This is a genomic window from Domibacillus sp. PGB-M46 (assembly GCF_022668875.1).
Lineage (GTDB): Bacteria > Bacillota > Bacilli > Bacillales > Domibacillaceae > Domibacillus.
In genome coordinates, this window is the sequence record NZ_JAKGCR010000008.1 from 84,660 (window position 1) to 103,633 (window position 18,974).

Annotated in this window: 22 protein-coding genes; 4 read left to right on the forward strand and 18 right to left on the reverse strand. The window is 46.9% G+C overall.

Going from position 1 to position 18,974, the window contains the following annotated elements; translation table 11 throughout:
- The 9 genes from L2D08_RS12340 to L2D08_RS12380 form a co-directional block, all read right to left on the reverse strand.
- Positions 1-216, reverse strand: a complete 216-nt coding sequence (locus L2D08_RS12340) for a hypothetical protein (protein WP_242234079.1) — start codon at positions 214-216, stop codon at positions 1-3.
- Positions 217-271: 55 nt separating this feature from the next.
- Entirely contained in the window at positions 272-1,204 is a 933-nt protein-coding gene (locus L2D08_RS12345; protein ID WP_242234080.1) for an aldose 1-epimerase, read from the reverse strand.
- A 153-nt stretch (positions 1,205-1,357) separates the two neighbouring features.
- The gene (locus L2D08_RS12350) at positions 1,358-2,068 is read right to left on the reverse strand and encodes a LutC/YkgG family protein (RefSeq protein WP_242234081.1); all 711 of its coding nucleotides are present in this window, start codon (positions 2,066-2,068) and stop codon (positions 1,358-1,360) included.
- The gene (locus tag L2D08_RS12355; protein ID WP_242234082.1) at positions 2,065-3,495 is read right to left on the reverse strand and encodes a LutB/LldF family L-lactate oxidation iron-sulfur protein; all 1,431 of its coding nucleotides are present in this window, start codon (positions 3,493-3,495) and stop codon (positions 2,065-2,067) included. The genes L2D08_RS12350 and L2D08_RS12355 overlap by 4 nt, the downstream gene beginning before the upstream one ends.
- A gap of 13 nt (positions 3,496-3,508) precedes the next feature.
- Positions 3,509-4,225: a (Fe-S)-binding protein gene (locus L2D08_RS12360; protein ID WP_242234083.1), complete on the reverse strand. Its 717-nt coding sequence runs from the start codon at positions 4,223-4,225 to the stop codon at positions 3,509-3,511.
- 150 nt (positions 4,226-4,375) lie between these two features.
- On the reverse strand, positions 4,376-5,092 hold the full coding sequence (locus tag L2D08_RS12365) for a FadR/GntR family transcriptional regulator (RefSeq protein ID WP_242234084.1): 717 nt from the start codon (positions 5,090-5,092) through the stop codon (positions 4,376-4,378).
- An 88-nt stretch (positions 5,093-5,180) separates the two neighbouring features.
- The gene (locus L2D08_RS12370; protein ID WP_242234085.1) at positions 5,181-6,572 is read right to left on the reverse strand and encodes a PH domain-containing protein; all 1,392 of its coding nucleotides are present in this window, start codon (positions 6,570-6,572) and stop codon (positions 5,181-5,183) included.
- Positions 6,565-7,059, reverse strand: coding sequence for a PH domain-containing protein (locus tag L2D08_RS12375; RefSeq protein ID WP_242234086.1), 495 nt, complete (start codon positions 7,057-7,059; stop codon positions 6,565-6,567). Before L2D08_RS12375 ends, L2D08_RS12370 begins: the two co-directional genes overlap by 8 nt.
- A 68-nt stretch (positions 7,060-7,127) precedes the next feature.
- Positions 7,128-9,659: a rhamnogalacturonan lyase gene (locus L2D08_RS12380; protein WP_242234087.1), complete on the reverse strand. Its 2,532-nt coding sequence runs from the start codon at positions 9,657-9,659 to the stop codon at positions 7,128-7,130.
- Positions 9,660-10,063: 404 nt separating this feature from the next.
- Between L2D08_RS12380 and L2D08_RS12385 the strand changes: the two genes are divergently transcribed.
- The gene (locus tag L2D08_RS12385) at positions 10,064-10,234 is read left to right on the forward strand and encodes a hypothetical protein (protein ID WP_242234088.1); all 171 of its coding nucleotides are present in this window, start codon (positions 10,064-10,066) and stop codon (positions 10,232-10,234) included.
- Between the two features lie 158 nt (positions 10,235-10,392).
- Here L2D08_RS12385 and L2D08_RS12390 read toward each other — a convergent pair whose 3' ends face one another.
- Positions 10,393-11,256, reverse strand: a complete 864-nt coding sequence (locus L2D08_RS12390) for an STAS domain-containing protein (RefSeq protein WP_242234089.1) — start codon at positions 11,254-11,256, stop codon at positions 10,393-10,395.
- A gap of 117 nt (positions 11,257-11,373) precedes the next feature.
- Here L2D08_RS12390 and L2D08_RS12395 point away from each other — a divergent pair, with 117 nt between their 5' ends.
- Positions 11,374-11,697, forward strand: coding sequence for an iron-sulfur cluster biosynthesis family protein (locus L2D08_RS12395; RefSeq protein WP_242234090.1), 324 nt, complete (start codon positions 11,374-11,376; stop codon positions 11,695-11,697).
- Between the two features lie 29 nt (positions 11,698-11,726).
- Here the strand turns inward: L2D08_RS12395 and L2D08_RS12400 are convergent, their stop codons facing one another.
- The 6 genes from L2D08_RS12400 to L2D08_RS12425 all read right to left on the reverse strand — a co-directional run bounded on the left by L2D08_RS12400 (position 11,727) and on the right by L2D08_RS12425 (position 16,936).
- A complete protein-coding gene (locus L2D08_RS12400) occupies positions 11,727-12,554 on the reverse strand; it encodes a metallophosphoesterase (protein ID WP_242234091.1) in 828 nt (275 codons plus the stop codon).
- Complete coding sequence (locus L2D08_RS12405) at positions 12,538-13,083, reverse strand: GNAT family N-acetyltransferase (protein WP_242234092.1); 546 nt, start codon at positions 13,081-13,083, stop codon at positions 12,538-12,540. Before L2D08_RS12405 ends, L2D08_RS12400 begins: the two co-directional genes overlap by 17 nt.
- Positions 13,084-13,195: 112 nt before the next feature.
- On the reverse strand, positions 13,196-13,660 hold the full coding sequence (locus L2D08_RS12410) for a DinB family protein (protein ID WP_242234093.1): 465 nt from the start codon (positions 13,658-13,660) through the stop codon (positions 13,196-13,198).
- A 26-nt stretch (positions 13,661-13,686) separates the two neighbouring features.
- Positions 13,687-14,082 carry a GNAT family N-acetyltransferase gene (locus tag L2D08_RS12415; RefSeq protein ID WP_242234094.1) on the reverse strand — a complete coding sequence of 132 codons (396 nt, stop codon included), beginning with the start codon at positions 14,080-14,082 and terminating at the stop codon, positions 13,687-13,689.
- Between the two features lie 580 nt (positions 14,083-14,662).
- Positions 14,663-14,890 (reverse strand): hypothetical protein, encoded by a 228-nt coding sequence (locus tag L2D08_RS12420; RefSeq protein ID WP_242234095.1) that lies wholly within the window; start codon positions 14,888-14,890, stop codon positions 14,663-14,665.
- A 72-nt stretch (positions 14,891-14,962) separates the two neighbouring features.
- The gene (locus L2D08_RS12425) at positions 14,963-16,936 is read right to left on the reverse strand and encodes an alkaline phosphatase family protein (RefSeq protein WP_242234096.1); all 1,974 of its coding nucleotides are present in this window, start codon (positions 16,934-16,936) and stop codon (positions 14,963-14,965) included.
- A gap of 167 nt (positions 16,937-17,103) precedes the next feature.
- On the opposite strand from L2D08_RS12425, the gene L2D08_RS12430 reads away from it, so the two are divergent.
- Positions 17,104-17,364, forward strand: coding sequence for an HPr family phosphocarrier protein (locus tag L2D08_RS12430; RefSeq protein WP_242234097.1), 261 nt, complete (start codon positions 17,104-17,106; stop codon positions 17,362-17,364).
- 60 nt (positions 17,365-17,424) lie between these two features.
- Here L2D08_RS12430 and msrA read toward each other — a convergent pair whose 3' ends face one another.
- Positions 17,425-18,096 carry a peptide-methionine (S)-S-oxide reductase MsrA gene (gene msrA, locus L2D08_RS12435; RefSeq protein WP_242234098.1) on the reverse strand — a complete coding sequence of 224 codons (672 nt, stop codon included), beginning with the start codon at positions 18,094-18,096 and terminating at the stop codon, positions 17,425-17,427.
- Positions 18,097-18,159: 63 nt separating this feature from the next.
- Positions 18,160-18,540 carry a hypothetical protein gene (locus L2D08_RS12440; protein WP_242234099.1) on the reverse strand — a complete coding sequence of 127 codons (381 nt, stop codon included), beginning with the start codon at positions 18,538-18,540 and terminating at the stop codon, positions 18,160-18,162.
- Between the two features lie 182 nt (positions 18,541-18,722).
- Between L2D08_RS12440 and L2D08_RS12445 the strand changes: the two genes are divergently transcribed.
- Positions 18,723-18,914, forward strand: a complete 192-nt coding sequence (locus tag L2D08_RS12445; protein ID WP_242234101.1) for an alpha/beta-type small acid-soluble spore protein — start codon at positions 18,723-18,725, stop codon at positions 18,912-18,914.
- Positions 18,915-18,974: the final 60 nt, after the last annotated feature.

The following is an 18,974-nucleotide window of genomic DNA, read 5'->3' on the forward strand; positions in this document are numbered from 1 at the left end:
TTAAAAAATCAGCAGGTACGCGGCACCGGCCATAATGCCTGCAAAGCCAGCCATCATGGCGAGAAAAGTAAACTCCGGCGCAGGCCCTTTTGATGCCGGCTTCAGAGGGGCAAAATCTATCTTTTTCTTCCTCCCCTTCAGCTCATCCGCTTCTCTTCGCAGATAATCATCCGGCGGCATTTCTGTTAAAAGCGTTTCGATGAGTGATTTTTTCATATTGTCCTCTTCTTTCGGCTCTTTTCCTCATTATACCAAAAAATCCGCAGTGGCATCACTGCGGAGTAGATAAAGAGCTGACTTCAATTTCTGTTCTTACTGTATCTTCCTCGCCCGGCATCAGGATGCGCAATCCCGTTTCTTCAGGTGAAAGGTTCATATTAAACGCATTGGTGATGCATGTGTAAGGCTCTGGACAGACAAATCCTTCCTTTCCATTTCCATTGTAGATGACCCAGTGTTTAAAGGATGAGTCGGTCCGATATGTAACCGTACAGCCTGTTTCCCTGTTATGCATAACAGCCTCGTTTCCTTCGCCAAAAGCTGCATATGCATCATCAAGCGGCATGGCCTGCAAACTGATTTCCTTCATCGGTTCCCCCGGCACCTGCTCTCCTGTTGGAATCGCTTCATCCGTTAACAGCCACTGGCTTTTTTTCGTTAAGGAAAAAGAAGAATGCTTTTCATCAAATAAAAAAGAAGTGTGGTAGCCGATTCCCCATGGGAATGGTTCGTCACCGCCGTTTTTAACGGTCGCTGTTTGGCGTAAAATCGCTCCGTCAAGCTCGTATGTTAATTGGATAGACGCCCCTTTATAAATCGCAGGCTGGTCAAGCTGAATCAACGTCTGGATGGTTACGACACCTTGTTCTTCTTTTTCATTCGTGACCTGCCAAGGCTGGTCGTATACAAAACCATGAATGTGATGCTTGTCAATTTCGTTGATTGGAAAATGGTGCGCAGTGCCATTAAATATAAACGTACCGTTTTCAATCCGGTTCGGCGGAAACAAAACCGGGATGCCATTGAGCATCGGATTTTCAGTTAATGCCGCGAACGAATCCGGCTTCACGAGCAATTCTTTTCCCGTTTTCTTATCGATTAATGAAATCACATTGCTCCCAAAGGACGGGATCATAAGAAGTTGAAGGTAATCGTTGGATGCTTGGATGGCTTCTTTTCCATCAAAAAGTACATGTTTAATCATGGTTACTCTCCTTTGCGCGCGGCATCACTGCCAGAACCTTTTGTTAACGATTTGCCCATTTCATACGTTTTATAAACGTACTCTGCGGGAAATTGCAAAATTCCAATGCTGAAACGGGCAGTCTGGCCCATCAGCCGCTGTGCAGCTCCCGCATTACCGGTCTTCAATCACAATATACGCGGCTTTAACAGGACCATGCACACCCACAACGAGGTTCATTTCAATATCAGCAGAGTTGCTTGGACCGGTAATAAAATTGATGCATGACGAAATCGTTTCACCCGCCTGCACGCGCCGGGAAATTTCCTGCGCTGCCTGCGTCATACGCGGTACAATGGTGCTTTTCGGCACGAGGGCAATATAGCTGCGCGGAAGAAGGCTGACCGTGCGCCCTTTTCCAGCACCGGAAAACAGGACGACCGTACCGGATTCAGCCAGGGTGATATCACTGAAAGTAATACCAATGTTCGCCCGCTCTGCCTGGGTGATATTTTCCCGGCCGCAGGAAGGATCCCATTCGTTTACTTCCACATTATGCAATGGCCACGTTTCTTTCAGCAGCCCATCGAGGCCAAACTCGGTAAAGCGCGGATCCTTCCAAAGGGATATCGGTCCGCCGCCGTATAAATGAACAGTTGCCTCCAGTATTTCCGCCAGCCTGCTGCTGGTCGTTTCAATCAATTCAGTATGAATCAGCCGGCACTGGTCACGCAGCACATTCATTAATTCATCCGGCGTTTTATCTGTGAGCGTTTTATCCTGCGGACGAAACTGCCAGTTTCGCTCCGGCCTAACACTTATATTACGGCTGCGGCCAAGCTGCCTGGCTACATTGTTTAAAAAAGATTCACGCTGGTAGATCACTGTTCACCGCCTCCTTTTTCATGCTGTTTAAACCAGTCACGGAAGCGCTCCTTATTTGGCGCCGGAAATTCCCGGATTTCTGTCCATGCTTTTAATGGTCCCGGCCCGCTTGAAATGCGGTCATTTTTCGTAAACGGCTTCATCATCGCCGCGGCCATTTTCGAGCCTGCTGCATACATAGGATTTGAAGCTGCTCCAAGCCCAAACGCTTTCATCGCAAGCTTTTCAGAAATAGGTGCGCGTCCTTCTCTTTCTACAATTACCTGCCGATGCTTGTGCAGCAGTTCATGCAGCGGAATTTTCACCGGGCAGGCGTCCGTGCAGGCGGCACAAAGCGTCGAAGCATAAGGAAGGTCTTTAAAGTCATCATAACCGCCAAGAAGCGGTGTGAGAACGGCTCCAATGGGCCCCGGATAAATTGAATTGTAGGAGTGGCCGCCAATATGGCGGTATACCGGACAGACGTTAATGCAGGCCGCACAGCGGATACACTGCAGAACGGACTGAAATTCCGTGCCTAAAATCTTAGAACGCCCGTTATCCACGATCACAAGGTGAAATTCTTCTGGTCCATCCGCGTCCCCTTCTTCGCGGGGACCGGTAAGCGCTGTAATATAGCTCGTTAATTTCTGTCCGACCGCACTGCGCGTCAAGAGGCCCACTAGCACTTCAAATTCTTCAAACGTTGGTACAATCCGCTCCATGCCCATCACAGCAATTTGCGTTTTGGGCAGGTCCGACACAAGCCCGGCGTTTCCTTCGTTCGTCACAAGACCTACCGATCCGGATTCTGCAATGGCGAAGTTGCAGCCGGTAATGCCGATGTCGGCTGTTAAAAACTCCTGGCGCAGCGTTTCACGCGCATGCAGGGCCAGTTCTTCCGGTTTGGAAGTCATCTTGTAATCTAGCTTGTCAGAAAACACATCCCGAATCTGCTCTTTGTTTTTATGGAGGGCCGGCGCCACGATGTGAGAAGGCGGATCATGTTCATCCAGCTGCAGGATATACTCGCCAAGATCTGTCTCAATCACTTTGCAGCCTTCCTGTTCCAACACTTGATTTAAACTAATCTCTTCTGTGACCATTGATTTAGCCTTCAGAATTTTTTTGCCGCCATTCGCATTTACAACTTCTCGGATATATCCGGTCGCTTCGTCTGCCGTTTCGGCGAAAAACACATGTCCGCCGCGTTTTTGGAGGTTTTCAGCCAGCTCATGCAAATAGTAGTCGAGGTTATCTAAGACATGCTTGCGAATTTCCTCTCCGTGTGACCGCCACTCTTCCCAGTTTCCAAGCTCTTCTGCCGCATCAAGCCGGCGTGTGCGGAGCCGTTCCTGTGCGCCTGCTACCGCACCTCGCATAAAGGTATCTTCCATGTTTTTGTTGACGTTTTCTTTAAATTTGCCTTCTCCGATTTTCATTGCCATGTTATTTCCCCCCTCACCGGCTGTTTAACACTTCCGCGATATGCATCACGCGGATTGGTTTTCCTCTTCGTTCTATACGCCCGCCAATATTCATCAGGCAGCCGCCATCAGCTCCAATTAAAAAGTCGGCTCCTGTCTGCTCGGCCGAGTCGACTTTTTCATCAACCATCTGCTCCGAAATATTGCCCATCTTCACGGAAAACGTGCCGCCGAAGCCGCAGCAGTTATGCGCGTTTGGCAGCGGTTCAAAGCGAAGCCCTTCCACATTTTGAAGCAGAGTCATCGGCGCATCTTTTACACCAAGAAGCCGTGTCATATGGCAGGACGGGTGATAAGTCGCCACCCCGTTTAGCTTTGCACCTATGTTTTCCACTCCTAATACATGAACGATAAATTCGGTCAGCTCATAGGTTTTTACGGCTAATCGTTCTGCGCGCGGACGCCAGACGGGATCATTATGAAAAATACGCTGGTATTCTTTAAACATCGTGGCACAGGATCCGGACGGGGTTACGATGATCTCCGCGTTCTCAAATGTCGTAATCATTTTTTTCATGGCATCTTTTGACTCTTCTACATATCCCGAGTTGTAAGCCGGCTGCCCGCAGCATACCTGCCCCATCGGAAATTTAATGTCGCAGCCAAGGCGTTCCAGCACTTCTACCGTTGCTTTGCCTACATCTGCCTGGAACATGTCAACGATACACGTAATAAAAAGTGTAACCTTCACGTTACTTCACCTCAAAAGTAAGGTCATCAGATGACCTGTTTAATATGATTTCTTTTAATAATACTATAAGCGCTTTCATTTTCCAAGACTTTCTTTAACAGAGAGAAAGCCGGCAAGAGACGGCTTTTCCTCTATCAAAAGCCTATTTTTTTATCCTATTTCCAGGTGCTTGCGCAGGACCGACGCTACGTAATCAAGATGGACAGCCATTGCTTTTCTCGCTTCTTCTGCTTTTTGGACTTGAATGGCTTTTAAAATCGCTTCATGCTGCTGATTCAGCTGCTCAACGGTGGCACTCGCTTCATATAAACAAATACGGCGCGTTTCCCGCATCGATTCGGCTGTCATGTCCGAAACGTGATTCATTAAGTTTAACAAAAGATCATTGCCGGCCGCTTTCGCAACAGCTAAGTGAAAAGCAAGGTCTGCTTCTTCTCCTCGCCCAGCGTCTCCAGAATAAGTAACCATATCAGAAAGAGCCCGCTGCATCTCTTCTATGTCTGCCTGAGTACGCCGGGCCGCTGCAGAGGCGGCAATGCCAGTTTCCAAAATCTTACGCACTTCCATTAACTGCTGCAGGTCTTCTTTATTCATCAGCAGGGCGCTTTGCAGAGGAAAAGCAATATCTCCCGGTTCAAATGCTTTCACATATGTGCCTTCTCCCTGCCGCATTTCAATAAGCCCCATCGCACGAAGAGATGTGAGTGCTTCTCTAATAGCAGATCTGCCGACTTGAAAGCTTTCAGCCAGCTGCTGGACAGAGTCAAGCTTTTCACCCGGCTTCAAATCTCCTGAACGTATCAATTCAAGCAGCGTATCTGCCACTTCTTCATATATTTTTTTCGGTTTAATTTGTTTATATTTCAATGCTTCTCTCACCTCTCGTCTATTATATACGCAACGAGACAGCCGGCTGTACTTTTTTCTGGCTTGTACAGGTGAAGAAGCCGAGCCGTTACGAGCGGTCTGCATACCAGTAATAAAATTCACGGGCAGTTTGGACAGGCACATCCCTGAGCTCCGTGTAGTGAACCGGGTTTGCCCGGTTGGCAGTACGAATCGTCGCCAGCTTCCACTGGCGCTGCAGAACCCCTTCCTTGACTTCTACTTCCTGTACTTTTCCACGCGTTGTCAGCAGCACCTCTGTAAACAAAGCGCCTGTTTTGAGCTGGATAAACTCTCCGTTGATTGCATAGCGTGCCTGCTTCCATTCAAGCCGCCTAAGCAGCAGGATCACCAAAAGCAGAACCAGTGAAGCATACCAGTAAGCAGGAAGCTGCCAGAACAAAGCCGCCGTCACTAAGGTCCATACATAGCTTGGGCGCAGAAGCTTCATCCATAACGCAGCCCGGGGCAGTTTCTGCAACTCATTTTCCAGCTCATACTGCGGCAGAAGCTCCTTTATCATGTTCTGTGCTTCTTTTTCCGGCAAAAATGGGTACAGCGAGTTGGTTTCAAGCTCGTCTTCTCCCGTATCACCGGCGCTGATCAACTCTACTTCGACCAGTCCAAACCATTTTTTCACAAAAGACTGCTTCCATTTAACCGCCTGTACTTTCTCCCTTGTAATCGTGAAAAACGTTTCATTTAGCAGTCCTTTTTTTAAATAAATTCGCTTTTCATCTGACATAATAGCCGAATTGCCGTATTGCAAATACGTAATGATAATCCCTGCTGCTATACCCAATATGACAAATCCGGCAAGGATGGGAACAAGCAGCCAAAGCGAACCAGCCACATAATCGACTGCTTTTTTTGTAAATCCACCGAGACTGAGAAAATCATCAATGGTAAAATACAGCGAGGTGAGCAGGGGAATAATAACAAAAAAACTAAACGATGTAAAAGATGCTTTTAACAGTTCGCGATTTGTTGCTTGAAAGTGCAGCCTTCGCTCATCCGGCTCTTCTTCTCCTCTTACGATCATTTCAATTCGGTCTGCTTCCCGCTTCGTCACAGCCACCAGCTTTAAAGAGGCTTCTTCTCCACCCGTTTCCAGCGAAAGCGCGGTTAGGCCGAGCACCCTGTGAAGAAAAGACGTATTCCGCTGCACATTTTGAATACGGTCTAACGGGACATGACGTTCTGACTTTATAAACAAACCGTCATACACGTAGAGCGCGTGTGCACGAAATTCATAGCGGAACATCCACCACTTCAGTACAGCCCATATAATGCTGACCGCTATAAAAGCGAAAAAACCAAAGCGGCCCCAATAAATCCAACTGCCTTCCCCGGCTTGGTGAAAAACAAAAAGAAATAGTGCGGGAAAAAAAGCATTACGAACTGTATGAACAATAGACAGCAGCATATGGGCGGGATGAAGATGCTTTTGCTGCCTACCCATTGTCTTTCACCTGTGCAAGCTCGGCAATTTGTTCCCGCAGCGCAAAAGCTTCTTTTTCCGGAACAGCCGGAATATTATGTGAGGAGGCCATTGTCCCAATTACCACGTTATACAAGCCATATTTACGCATAACAGGCCCTTGATTCGTCGTGACATATTCCACTTTCGCCATAGGCACGAGTACATGAACCCGCGTCAGCGCTCCGTGCTTTAACTGGACATATTCTTCGCTTACCTCATACCGCCATGTTCGCTGCAGAATAGATGGCTCAATGCCAATCGTAAAAACAGCTGACAGCAGCGTGAAGCCTGCTGATCCATACAGCAGCCAGCCAATCCAGCTCCACCAGCCCCAGGCTGCATCCATTGCCAGCAGTGCAGAAATCAGGAAAAAGGCGGCTGCATGGCCAATCGCCCTGCTCAGCCGCCACATTTTCACTGCCTGCGGTGAAATGCTTTTGCTTGGTGCTTTAATGTTTGTTTCCATTTACTGACCACCCCCGTTCTTCCTTTTATACGAATGATCGGGTGTTTTGTTTCAAGAAATGGATCAAATCATTCTTTTTTCAGCCATTCTTTTTTCAGCTGTTCGGCATGGCTGGATAAATTCAACTGTGCCCGGCCGCTTTCTGCCTTGTCTGTATAAGAAACAAATTTATCCAAGAAGAAAACAGCTTGACTTGTTTCGCCTTTTTTATACTGGTGTAATGCTTGTTTTAATGCGTTGTCCAGCTTTTTGCCGATTGAATGGGAGATCTCTCCGGCCTCCAAATATTTGTCTACTAAAGCTTGAAGTGAACGAGCTGTTCCAGGCGTTTGATACTCGGGCTGTGGTACAGAAGACCAATCCGTATCCGATGCAAAGTAAAAGCTTGTGTACGCCGGCTGATTGTAGGCGGTGTTTTGTCCAGCAATACCCGTTCTGTACTGCGTATCATGCATCAGCGTATACATTTTCCGTTCTGTTTGCCCGGTGCTTGTGAATATGCGGATTGCACTGCTGTCCGCGGTCCGCAGCATCAGTTCCTCACGCCAGTCGCCAAATACATCCGCTACAAGAGACGGATTTCCTTTTGTACCGTTGTTTGTACGCGTATTTTCCGCTAGCAGCTTTCTTCCTTCCAGCCAGTCATTGATGCTTGGCGTGCCTTCCCCTGATCCATTTATAATTTGCGTCGTCATATCGGGCGCCCATTTAATGTTCATATTCGTGCCGGGAATTTTCGTTCCGATTGCTTCGCCCTGGGCGGTCCGCAGGTCTATTGCCCATGTTTCCAGCCCTCTTTTGGATGGATCAATGTCTCCCACCATGCCTCGTCCCGTGTCTTTGCCGGTATAAGCCCCGTAAATGACCCGGCCGGTTTTCGCATCGCGCATCGCATAACCGTACGGAGCATAAGCGGCGCCTTCATGTACCATGAAGATTTCGAGTCCTTCCCGGTCCGGATCTATATCCGTTACGTGAATGGCATCACCATGGCCAAGCTTCGCGGTTGTTCCCGGCGCAGCGCTTTGTGCCGGCATTGTATCTGTGGAACTGTAAAGCAGACTGCCGTCATGATCAACCGTTGCCGATCCGTATACGATTTCCTGCTTCCCATCTCTGTCTACATCTGCTGTACTTAAGAAATGGGCACCCTGGTTAGCAAGTGCCCCGAGGGCCGGATCTTCACCGCTTGTTCCGTGCGGACTATCGTTAAAAGGATTTTTCATCGGTGTCCAGCCGCTGTCTGCTGTCCATACTTCGCGCAGCTTTTCTCCGTCCCAATCATAGGAAACAAGAGCTGCACGTGTATAGTAGCCGCGTGCAAAAACGGCGGATGGTGTTTTGCCATTCAAGTATGCGACTCCTGCAAGAAACCGGTCGACCCGATTGCCCGGTTCAATCCGGCTCATGGCATAATCTCCCCACATTAATCCATCGTCATGACGGCTGACTCCATAAGGGATGGTTTCCATCTCCGCACCGGTCTCCCCGTTAAATACCGTTATATATTCAGGGCCGCTTACAATAAAGCCTTCGAAATTTCGTAAATTGTTACGTGCACTTCTTGCCGGAGCATATACATCCATAAAGTAGTCAGCTAATTTTTGAGCGTCTTCTCGAGACAACGGATACGTATATTTCGGCTCAATGCCAAAGCTTTCTTCCAATGTTTTCGGCCAGCTGCCACTTACAACTTCTTCATGCTTATGCCAATTCATAAACATCTCGACAACGTGATTGTAGTAATCTTCTTTGCTCATTCGGTAGTCATCAGTATGAGCATAACCTGCTTCTATATCTTCCTTTGGCATCGTAATATATTTTTGGGATATCACATCCCCATTGTCGTTATAATGAATAATTTTGGTGCCTGGTGCCGTTTTAAACATTGACTCCGCTTTGCCGTCCCCGTCAAAGTCGTACACAAGAAATTGGGTATAGTGTGCACCCGAGCGAATATTGGCGCCGAGGTCAATCCGGTATAAAAGCTTGCCTTCAAACGTATAACAGTCAATATAGGTATTGCCTGTGTAGCCAATCTGCGACACATCTTTTGAATTAGACGGGTCCCATTTGACGAAAAATTCATAGCGGCCGTCTCCATCTACATCACCGACACTCATGTCGTTCGCTGAATACGTATACCGTTCTCCGGCTGGTGTAACACCGTCTGCAGGCTTTTGCAGCTTTAAATCATGATATTGCTGCTTCCATGGCTGTACGGTATCACTTTGATTTAATTCTTTGCCGTTTTTAACTGCGCGGACAAAATAGGAAGCATTCGCTGTACCGGCTGGATCAACAAAATTAGTACTGTCATGAACAGCTGCGATTTTTTGTCCATTCTTATAGACATGAAAGTCTACACCTGTCATGCCTGTTTCGGCGTACCCATCCACTTCGTTTCCGAGGAGCCGCCAGCTGAGAAAGACACCACTTGATGTTGGAACAGCCTGCAGCCCTCTATCCAGTGCTTCGAGCTGTATAGCTGCGGGAGGCTGTGCTGTTTCTTCGCCTGCCGCATGAGCCGCCCCTGTCCATGAAGATAAAAGCAGCGGAAGCGCTGCAATAGGGGCGATCATTTTCGATTTAATATACATGAACTTTTCCACCATCCTCTTTTGCAAGCGTTTTCAAAATCCTCCCCCAGTATAAGTTGTTTATTAAATCCTTAACAGCTAAAAAGCAGATGAAATTGTTTAAAAAACCGGGGGACTTTTTTACATGAAAATCATTTTTCATTATGAGTTGACAGATTTGGAAACACCGGTTAAGATAATACTTGTAACCGGTAATGATAATCATTATCAATTTAGCTTTACCCCACCGATTCATTGTGCATTGTTTGGCGGTCCGAATGCCCATCTGGACCGCCCCCTTTTTTGTTCTTTTTTAATAAAATGTAAAAACTTTGTAAAGTTCTTCCCACCCTGTTTATTCCTTCTTGCATCTGGGAAGTAGATGACTGTTTTTCATTCTATCTTTTTTCAAGGAGGCGTCCGGTATGGATTCTATACTGAAAAAGAAGTTTGCGGCCGGCGGAATCACTATGTTTTTAACGATTGGCGCTTTAGCAGGCTGCGGCGGTTCTGAGGAAGAAACGGACACGGATACAGATACCGGGGAAATGGAAACAGAGGAAACAGAAATGGAAGATGAAGAAGAAAGCAATTAATGTAAATAAAAGCCCGGACTTTTATCTGGTCCGGGCTTGGCTGCGTGTTTGGAACTTTTTTGAAAATAAACGGGTCATCCAATGCTATACGTATGTTATTTTAAATGGTTTCATTTCAACGTAAAAAAACAGGCAGCCATTGCAGCTGCCCGTTTTGCTTATTTTCCAACTCCAAGATACGTAAGTGCCTGCGGAAGACCGTGAAATGTTTCAAGCCGGCTGAAATCCAGCCCTAACTGAATTGCTGTCTGTGCTGTTTCCGGCCGCATGCCGGATACGACCGTTTGAATGCCAAGGAGCTGCAGCGACTGCGTTAAGCTAAATAACTGGTTGGCCACAAAGGTGTCAATCACTTTCATGCCGGAAAAGTCTATCACCAAATGACCTACTTGCTGTTTGGCACATTTTACTGGGATGGATTCAAGCAAAGACTGAGCTCTTTTTTCATCCATCGCACCGATCAAAGGCAAAATGGCGATTCTTTTGGAAATCGGGATTACCGGCGCATCAATTTCCTCAATCAGCTGCTCCTGTCCCTGCAGACGGCTGCGGGTTAAATAATAGTAACGGGTAGAAAACTCAATGGCCAGCGTATCTAAAATGGAATGGTATACGGCACTCCAGTTTAAAATATCTTTTTTACCGATGTCTTCTTTCTCTAAACTGTATTCTGTGATAAAGTCCCACATCAGGTTTCTTGTTTTGTTAAGTGCCGCAATGACTTCATAAATGGGTGTATCCCATTCCAGGCGGGTATTTACCACAATCTCGGTCCATTCCTTCAAGTTTTGTTCAAATAATGTTTGATCCGGCAAAAAACCGCTTGCGATCGTATGAATAGTAAAAAGATGCTGTTCTTTTAATTCTTTTTGAATTACAGAGCCGGCATTTTTTGCGTAAACAGACCTGCCTGTTTTTTTTCTCGCTTCAAACCATTTTTTGCTTATATCAGCCGCATTCAAACGGATTGCTTCATAAAGAGCCTGGTCTTTTTTCTCCAATTCTTTTTCCTCCATCGCCATGTTCTTTCTTCCTATTTATTATACCGCTTTCCCCACCAAAGAAACGATAAAACCAAGTCAAAAAAAGACGGATGCGGATGCTCATATGCTATACTGAAACAAGAGGGGCGGATGAACATGGAAATCACAATTACACCGGCAGCGGCCGAAAAAATACATGCACTAAAAAACCGGGAGAACGGTATATTAAAGCTAAAATGGGATACAGAAGGAAACGGATGCGTGCTAAACGGCATTCCAACGCTTTGGTATGTGGATGAAGCTGATCCGGACCACGACGTGCTGCTTCAAACAAATGCGATGCCGATTTTAGTGGAAAAGCCGAAGATGGTTTTTTACGACGAAGCGGTTAAAATTGATTTTTCTCAGGAAGCCAACACATTTCAGCTGAAAAGCGCAAATCAAATGCTGAACGGCAGAATGGCTTTTCGCAATAAATAAAAAAGGCGGCTGCTTCGGCAGGCCGCTTTTTATTTCGCTTGTTTGAGGTTTACAACGACGATTTCCGGACGGTTAAAGATACGCTGTGGAGCCAGGCTGTTGCCCAGCCCGCGATTGACCACCATTGTAGAAGACCCAAGCATATGGGCGCCGGCCGTATAAGGAGGAAAAAAACCCTGCCCCGGGGCAAATAAGCCGCCTGCAAAAGGCAGCCGTACCTGGCCGCCGTGCGCATGCCCTGTAAAAATCAAGTCCATTTGAGCCTCAGCATAAAGGGAAAAAAGCTCAGGACGATGGGAAAGCAAAACCGTATACCGATCCCGCTGTTTAATGCTCTGTTTTGCTTGCTGTATGGCTTCACCCGTTTCAATCCTAGTCGGATCATCAATCCCCATGAGATTGATCGCTTCTCCATCCCGCTGAAGAACCATACTTTCATTTTGAAGCACATGAACCCCCATTTTTTGAAGCCGATCTTTTTTTGCTGCAAAGTCCCCTTCCTCATGATTACCGGTAACAAAATAAACGGGTGCAATGTTGACCATTTTCCTCATTAAATCATAGCCCGCTGCTTCACCGCCCTGCCTAAGATCAATTAAGTCGCCTGTATATACAATTATATCCGGTTTTTCCCGTTTCACCTTTTCGGCAAGTACTTGCTGATGTTCCCCAAATGATTCGCTGTGCAGGTCTGATAACTGTACAATCCGGTATCCATTAAAGGCAGCTGGAATTTTTTCCGATTGTACTTGTAGTGCTGTAACAGTTAAGACATTATTTTGTATGTAGAAAAACAGCCCCAGGAGGAAGAGAAAAAGAAACAAAAGAATAAGACGCTTGCTATTTCGCCGCTTCACGTTCGTCTCTCCCCTTCCATTCTTCCTCCAGCAGGCTCATTTCCCAAAGACTCCAATACTCCTGCCCGCACTTGCGTACATCGCGAAGCAGCCCTTCTTTTTGAAAGCCCACTTTTTCATAGCAGGCAATCGCTGCATGATTAAAATCAAAGACCCCAAGACTGACACGGTGCATTTTAAAGGTGCAAAAAGCGAGCTCGGCTGCTGCTTCAATCAAGCAGGCACCGAGGCCACGGCCGCGCATAGATTCGTCACCGATCAGGACTTTTCCAATCCGTGCAGAGTCATTGCGCCGGTCGAGTTTTAATGAAAGATGTCCAATCATTTTCCCGGTTTCCTGCTCAATGGCTTTGAAAACAAAGGTATCTGAAGATGGCTGATTGGCTCCTTTTATGTATTGTTCAAGCTGATAAACGTGAAGCGGAAATTCAAAAGAAGAACCCGCCCACTGAATCATAAAAGCCTCACTTGAAATCCATTGCATCAGCGTGCCGAAATCTTCCCGTGTAAAATGCGCAAGTTTAATCATTTAATGCCTCCGTCCGCTGCATCATCTAAGTATCCCAATCACAGAATGGATGTTTAAACCCAAATGAAGAGAATTAAAAAAGCGGGCTTCCCGGCAAAACCCGCCCTTTCACCTACAATACACGCTTAATTGACTTAATTGTTTCAGCGTGAAGCCCCTCATGGTGAAGGCTGTATGTCAGCATTTCTTCAACCGATGAAAGCGTTAAGCCGGCTGAGGTGGTAAATGGCTCGGCAAGCGGGTGCGGCAGGCGGTGTGCTGTCTGCCGCTTAATCCGTTCTGTCTGGTCTTTTAAAAGCACACGCAGTTCATCCATTTTCGGCACTCCGCCCTGCCAGTCAGCTGGCTTTGTACCGCGTCCAAACCAGCTGTTAAACTCGTCCGGCATCACCATTTTATCACCGGTAAAATGGAAGCCGAACCGCTCTTGGACCAAATAAATATGTCCGAGATTCCACTTAATATTGTTATTGAATCCAGCTGGCACAAGATGCGAGGTTTCTTCATCAATTCCTTCTGTTTCTTTAAGTGTCAGCTTGCGAACAAATGCTAACTGGTTAAATAAAAAATGATCCATGTCCATGTCTCCTTTTTGCTGCTGTTCTACTTTTTACGCGGTATGAGAAAAGCTTTATCCACCCGTTCATAGCCCTGTTTTGGATAAAAATCGATTGCTTCCGGCGCGGATAGAAGCACAAGCGCCACTTCATCGCTCAGCTCCGCTTTTACGTGCTTTAAAAGCGCCGCACCGATTCCCTGTCCTTGATGCTCTTTTTTAACAGCCAAATCGGAAATATAAGCACAGTATGAAAAGTCCGTGAGTACGCGCGCGATTCCAATCAGTTCCTGCTCCTGCCATGCTTCGGCTATCAGATCCGCATGGTCAATCATTTTCTGCAGACGAAGCAGATCGTCTGCCGGGCGGCGAATACCGGAGGATTGAAACACCTCCGCCAGCTGAGCAGCCGCAATGCCCGTATTCAGTCGATATGTAACCATGTTAAAAGCCTTCCCTCCCGCCTCCGCCATCTTTTCTTGTTCTACATTATAAGCTTTTATACACGTTTTTCCAATTAAGAGAAAGAAGCTGTCTCGTATATTGACAGCTACAGTGTGTAGACAAAGTCTTTCGTTTTTAAAAAAGAGCCGATAAGTGAAGCCTGCCGGACTTCGCGCATCCTAAGGCAGTGCGGGAGCTCCCTCGGCCGCGCCTGCGGGGTCTCCCGGCTCACTGTACTTCCCGCAGGAGTCTTCGTCCGGCAGGTTCACTAGGTGTTATTGAACAATAATAAGCAAGGATTGAATAGACATTTTCTCTTTTTTTAAACAGAAAGATACGACCTTATTAGTACTATACTATCTGGTCGCAAGCCACTTGGCGGCGGGAGGGCGGCGCAGACTCCTATGGGACTAGCTGGAAGCTGAGACCGGTGAAGCCGCCAGACGAAGCCGGGCTCAGCGCCTGCCCCATGGAAAGCGGAGCTGCCCGGACGCCGCAGGCCCATCCCATTCATGTGCATAGTTATCAATATTATCTGCCTACAGTATGAAGCTGTCTCGTATAAAGACAGCTTTTTTCTTACATCGTCTGTTCTGCTTTTTCTAATGGATTAGTAGTCAGCTTTGCCAAGCTCTCGGCTGTCTGGCTGATTTCCTGTATAGAAAGAACCATTTGATCCAGGTCTTCTTTATTGCGGCCAAACATCGTTAAGCAGCTTTCCACTTCCATTTTAACCGTTGCCAGGCCGCCCTTTACTTGCTGCAGTTTCAGCTGCGACTGTCCGTTTGATTGATTCACATCTTCCATCGCACTGACAAGCCGGGTACTATTCAGGTTGTTTTGAACAATTAACTCGTTAATATATATACATCCAAGAATTTATTCCTCTTTTTTCCTCCACAGGGCAGATTTCACTTCTCCTTCCACAAAAGAAGGAGCTTTAATGCCGAGCAGGTTATATACATTCGGAGCCAGATCAAGTGTGGATACTTCCCCGATCGTGCTTCCTTCTTTAAATGAAGGTCCTGTTGCCATAAAGACGGGGCGCAGATCCTGTTTGGCCGAGTCTCCACCGTGAGTGCCTAATTCAACTGAGGGCTTGCTGAAACGGCTCGTACCGTTTGCCATCATATATCCAGGTGCACCAATCAACAAAATGTCTCCGGCATGCGCATGCCCAAGCGGTTTTTTTTCGGCATCCCCGGACGACAGAATCGTTTCATATGGATGAATCGTTTCTTTTAAACCCGCTTCCCATATTCCTTTCATACTTGCTTCTGGCAGCTTTGACAGCTCTTCTTTTTCTTTGCCGGAAAGAACAGCTTCAATGCCGAGCTCCAGCATATCATTTCGGTTTTTCTGCCCTATTTCTGCTTTCTTGAATGCGTCGATGGCCTGGCGCTTCACATCGTCAAATTCATCTTTCCCGACAATGCCTTTTTTCCCGGTTGCTTTGGCATTAATATATACATGGGCGGCTGAGCCGCTTGGTACGGCATATGCTTTCGTTTTGGAGTAATCAATCGTGCCGTCTTTATTTATTTTTAGAAGGCCCGCTTTCTTCAGTACGGCATTCGGCTCAAGCATCGTATGTGCCGCTTCCATTCCATGATCTGATACGACAAATAAATGGTCATTGTCATCCATGGCTTCCACAGTTTTGCCGACTGTATCATCTGCCAGCTGATACGCCCATTTGATATACGCTTCATAACGTTCTGCTTTTTTCTTCGTATAGCCCGGCTGGCGCGGATCTGTCAGCGTATATTTGTGCTCTTCATGATCAATCTGGGGACCATAAAAAAACAGTGCATCAGGCTTATACGTGTTCTTTATATAAAGAGACACATCAGTGATCCACGTATCAAACCGGGCACTGATTTGCTCATATTCTTCGCGGGTAATCCATTTTTTCTTCAGCGCATCATCCTCAGATTCAACGGGGAAAAAGCCGAATTGCTCTGTAATGCCCGCTTCAAAGCCCTCCGGCCCGCTGAACAATCCGGATGTAACAGCCGTTTTAAAAAAGGGTACCGGCTCCGTTAAATCTGTTGTTTCTCCTTTTACCTTGAAGGTAAAGCCGGCATGCTCCCCTTTGTCCATTGTCAGCGGGACTGTGCCCCATTCATCGCGCTTTGCACGTCCGTCTTCTGCGTGTATCTGCTTGTCCTCAGAAACGGTAAACTGACCGTAGTTTACCCGCCCGTCGTCCGTTGTATCAGTCGCGAGAACAAACAATGTTCGGTTTTTAGCCCTTTTCAGCTTCAGCGGCAGGGAAGCCTCCTGCGGCGGGCTAAAACTTTTTGGTGCCCCTTTCCAGCCCGATGCCTCCTTGAACGAAAGCTCGTTTAAGCTGGCTTTCGCCCACGTGTCTCCATAAAAAACAGAGTAATCCGCCGTCTGGTTTTTCGTTTCTGGATTGGCTCCTGGAAATGCGACGGTTGCCGTTGTTTTCCCCTGCCGGCTTGCTTCGCTCCAAATCGGGGCTACATGAAGGGTTGTATGAAAAGCATCGTCTTTATTATTAAAGTTTTTTTCCGGATCGTGGAACTCATTGCTGACAATGCCTGTTTTATCTGGAGTGGCACCCGTTGAGAGGGCGGCATGAGACGGGGCTGTTAAGGACGGCACAATGGTTTCCGGCTTCTTTGCCCACACTCCTTTTTCGATCAGCGCCTCCATATTTGGCAGGTCGCCCGCTTTTATGTATTTTTCCGTTAAATCCTGACGCATGCCATCAAAAGAAATCACGATGACATCCTGGTCTTTTGATTGGGTCCCTGTTTTTGCCTGAGCCGTAAAAGGATTCAGGCAAATCGACAGCCCGGCCGCTAACAGCAGCAACTTCTTCATTTTTCCAGCCTCTTTTCTCTTCAAAAGTACGGTGTTCTTTACCCGAAGGAGAGGCGAAATAGGCCTGTTTCTTTTTGGCAGCTTCATCTTTCCGAAAGAGGTTCTATTTTTTATTGGAGCGGGTATACTGAAAATACTTTTATTCTACGAAGAAAGGTTTGATAAGCATGTTTGTCAAAACTGTTTACATAAGAAGCTTTACCCCGCAAACCGCTGTTCCGCTTGTTCACTTAGCCAGCCAGTTCGTATCCGATATTTATCTGCATTATCAAAACCGGCACGTTAATGTGAAATCGATTATGGGGGTGCTGGCACTTGGTTCACCTAATGGAGAAATGACGCTCACAGCTAAAGGAATCGATGAATATGAGGCCATTAAAGCCATCGGAGCTGCACTTGAACAAACAGAAATACGCCCCGTTTCGTAGCGGGACGTGTTTTTTTATGTGAGTATCAACCTGCCCTAACCACCTGGCTCATTTTTCTCTTTACCAGCGGAGCCCGCGGACAAAAGCGGAGAGCTCCTCCTTATCTGAATCAGAAATGGCCCATAAACGGATTTCTTCTTCAATTTGGGACAGAGTCGTGTATTCTTTTACAAATCCATTGAGGCGGGCGGTCAAAGTTGAATCGGTAAAAGAAGCAGGTGTGGTAAACACGGAGGCCAGTTTTTCCGCTGCCCGCTTAAACCGTTTTAAATGATACTTTTGATGCCGCTCTTCCGCAGGCGTAAAGACGGAAAACGGCTGAATCTCTGTTTCAATCTGTTCATTTCTTTTTCTTTCAAGCTCACGCTTGACCTGCTCAATAGTCTGTCTCTGCTCATCATTGTGATAAAAAAGAAGCGACATGTACTGGCGGTCTTTGTATTCTGTCCGGTTTGTTGACGTATGATTCGCCCAAAAGATATGAAGAATTTCTTCAAAAGAAAGGATATCCGGATCAAATTCAATCTGTACCGTCTCCGTGTGGTCTCCCATTTGCCGGTAGACCGGATTGCTTGTTGTACCGCCCGCAAAGCCTGTTCTTGTCCGAATCACACCGGGCAGGGCACCAAAACGAGCATCCGGGCTCCAAAAACAGCCCATGCCAAATGTGGCGGTTTGACGGTTTGACGTATGTGCCTGCCAGTTGGCTTCAATCTCTGCAATTGTGTGCATGATTTCCCTCCTATACATATGAATCAAAACGAAATAAACTCCGGGAGCCGGGGCCCGGAGCTGTTAATCTTCAATGGCAACTGTAAAAGCGCCTGTTTCTTCAGCAGTAATGACCGCTTGTTTTTGTTTTCCTTTATAATCTACGCGGTACGTTTGAATTAACGCGTTCAGCTTGGCTGAATCGGTATCAAGGCTTGTATCGGCAGGCTTTGCATCCATTGGCAGAAATCGCTTCGCCAGCTCTACCGCTGCCTGCGGACCCATCGGGATCGAACTCGACAGCTTATGTACGTTTTTTTCTTCGTCGATCCAGCACGTTAACCTGGCATTGATGCCGGGAACGTCAAATAAGATCATTTCATTGGTTGATTCGGGCGACGGCTGGCCGCATACATTCACAAATGCCTGAAGGGAGTCTCCTACTTTTGGATATCCATGATGCATGTAATCACTCCTTTGACTAGATGGTCTGCTCATTGGCTTTACCCTTATCTTCATCCACTAAAACACCTGTGCCACCTAAGTGGAATCCTTCCAAAAGCGATATCATTTGCTACCGCTTTTTCTGCATGTTTCTCCCCCGCAAAACAAATAGTATAAGCAAACAAAAGAGGTGGTGAAAAAACATGGCAAACAATAACCGGCAGCAGCTTCTTGTCCCTGGGGCAGAACAAGTTTTGGAACAATTTAAATACGAAATTGCCAGCGAATTTGGTATCACGCTTGGAGCAGATACTACTTCGCGGGCAAACGGCTCAACAGGCGGCGAAATCACGAAACGTCTAGTCCGCCTTGCTCAGCAAGAGCTTCAAGGCTAATTTTTCCTACGCATGCATCCTGTAAAATTGAAACGGAAAACCAGTTTGGTTTTTGACGCT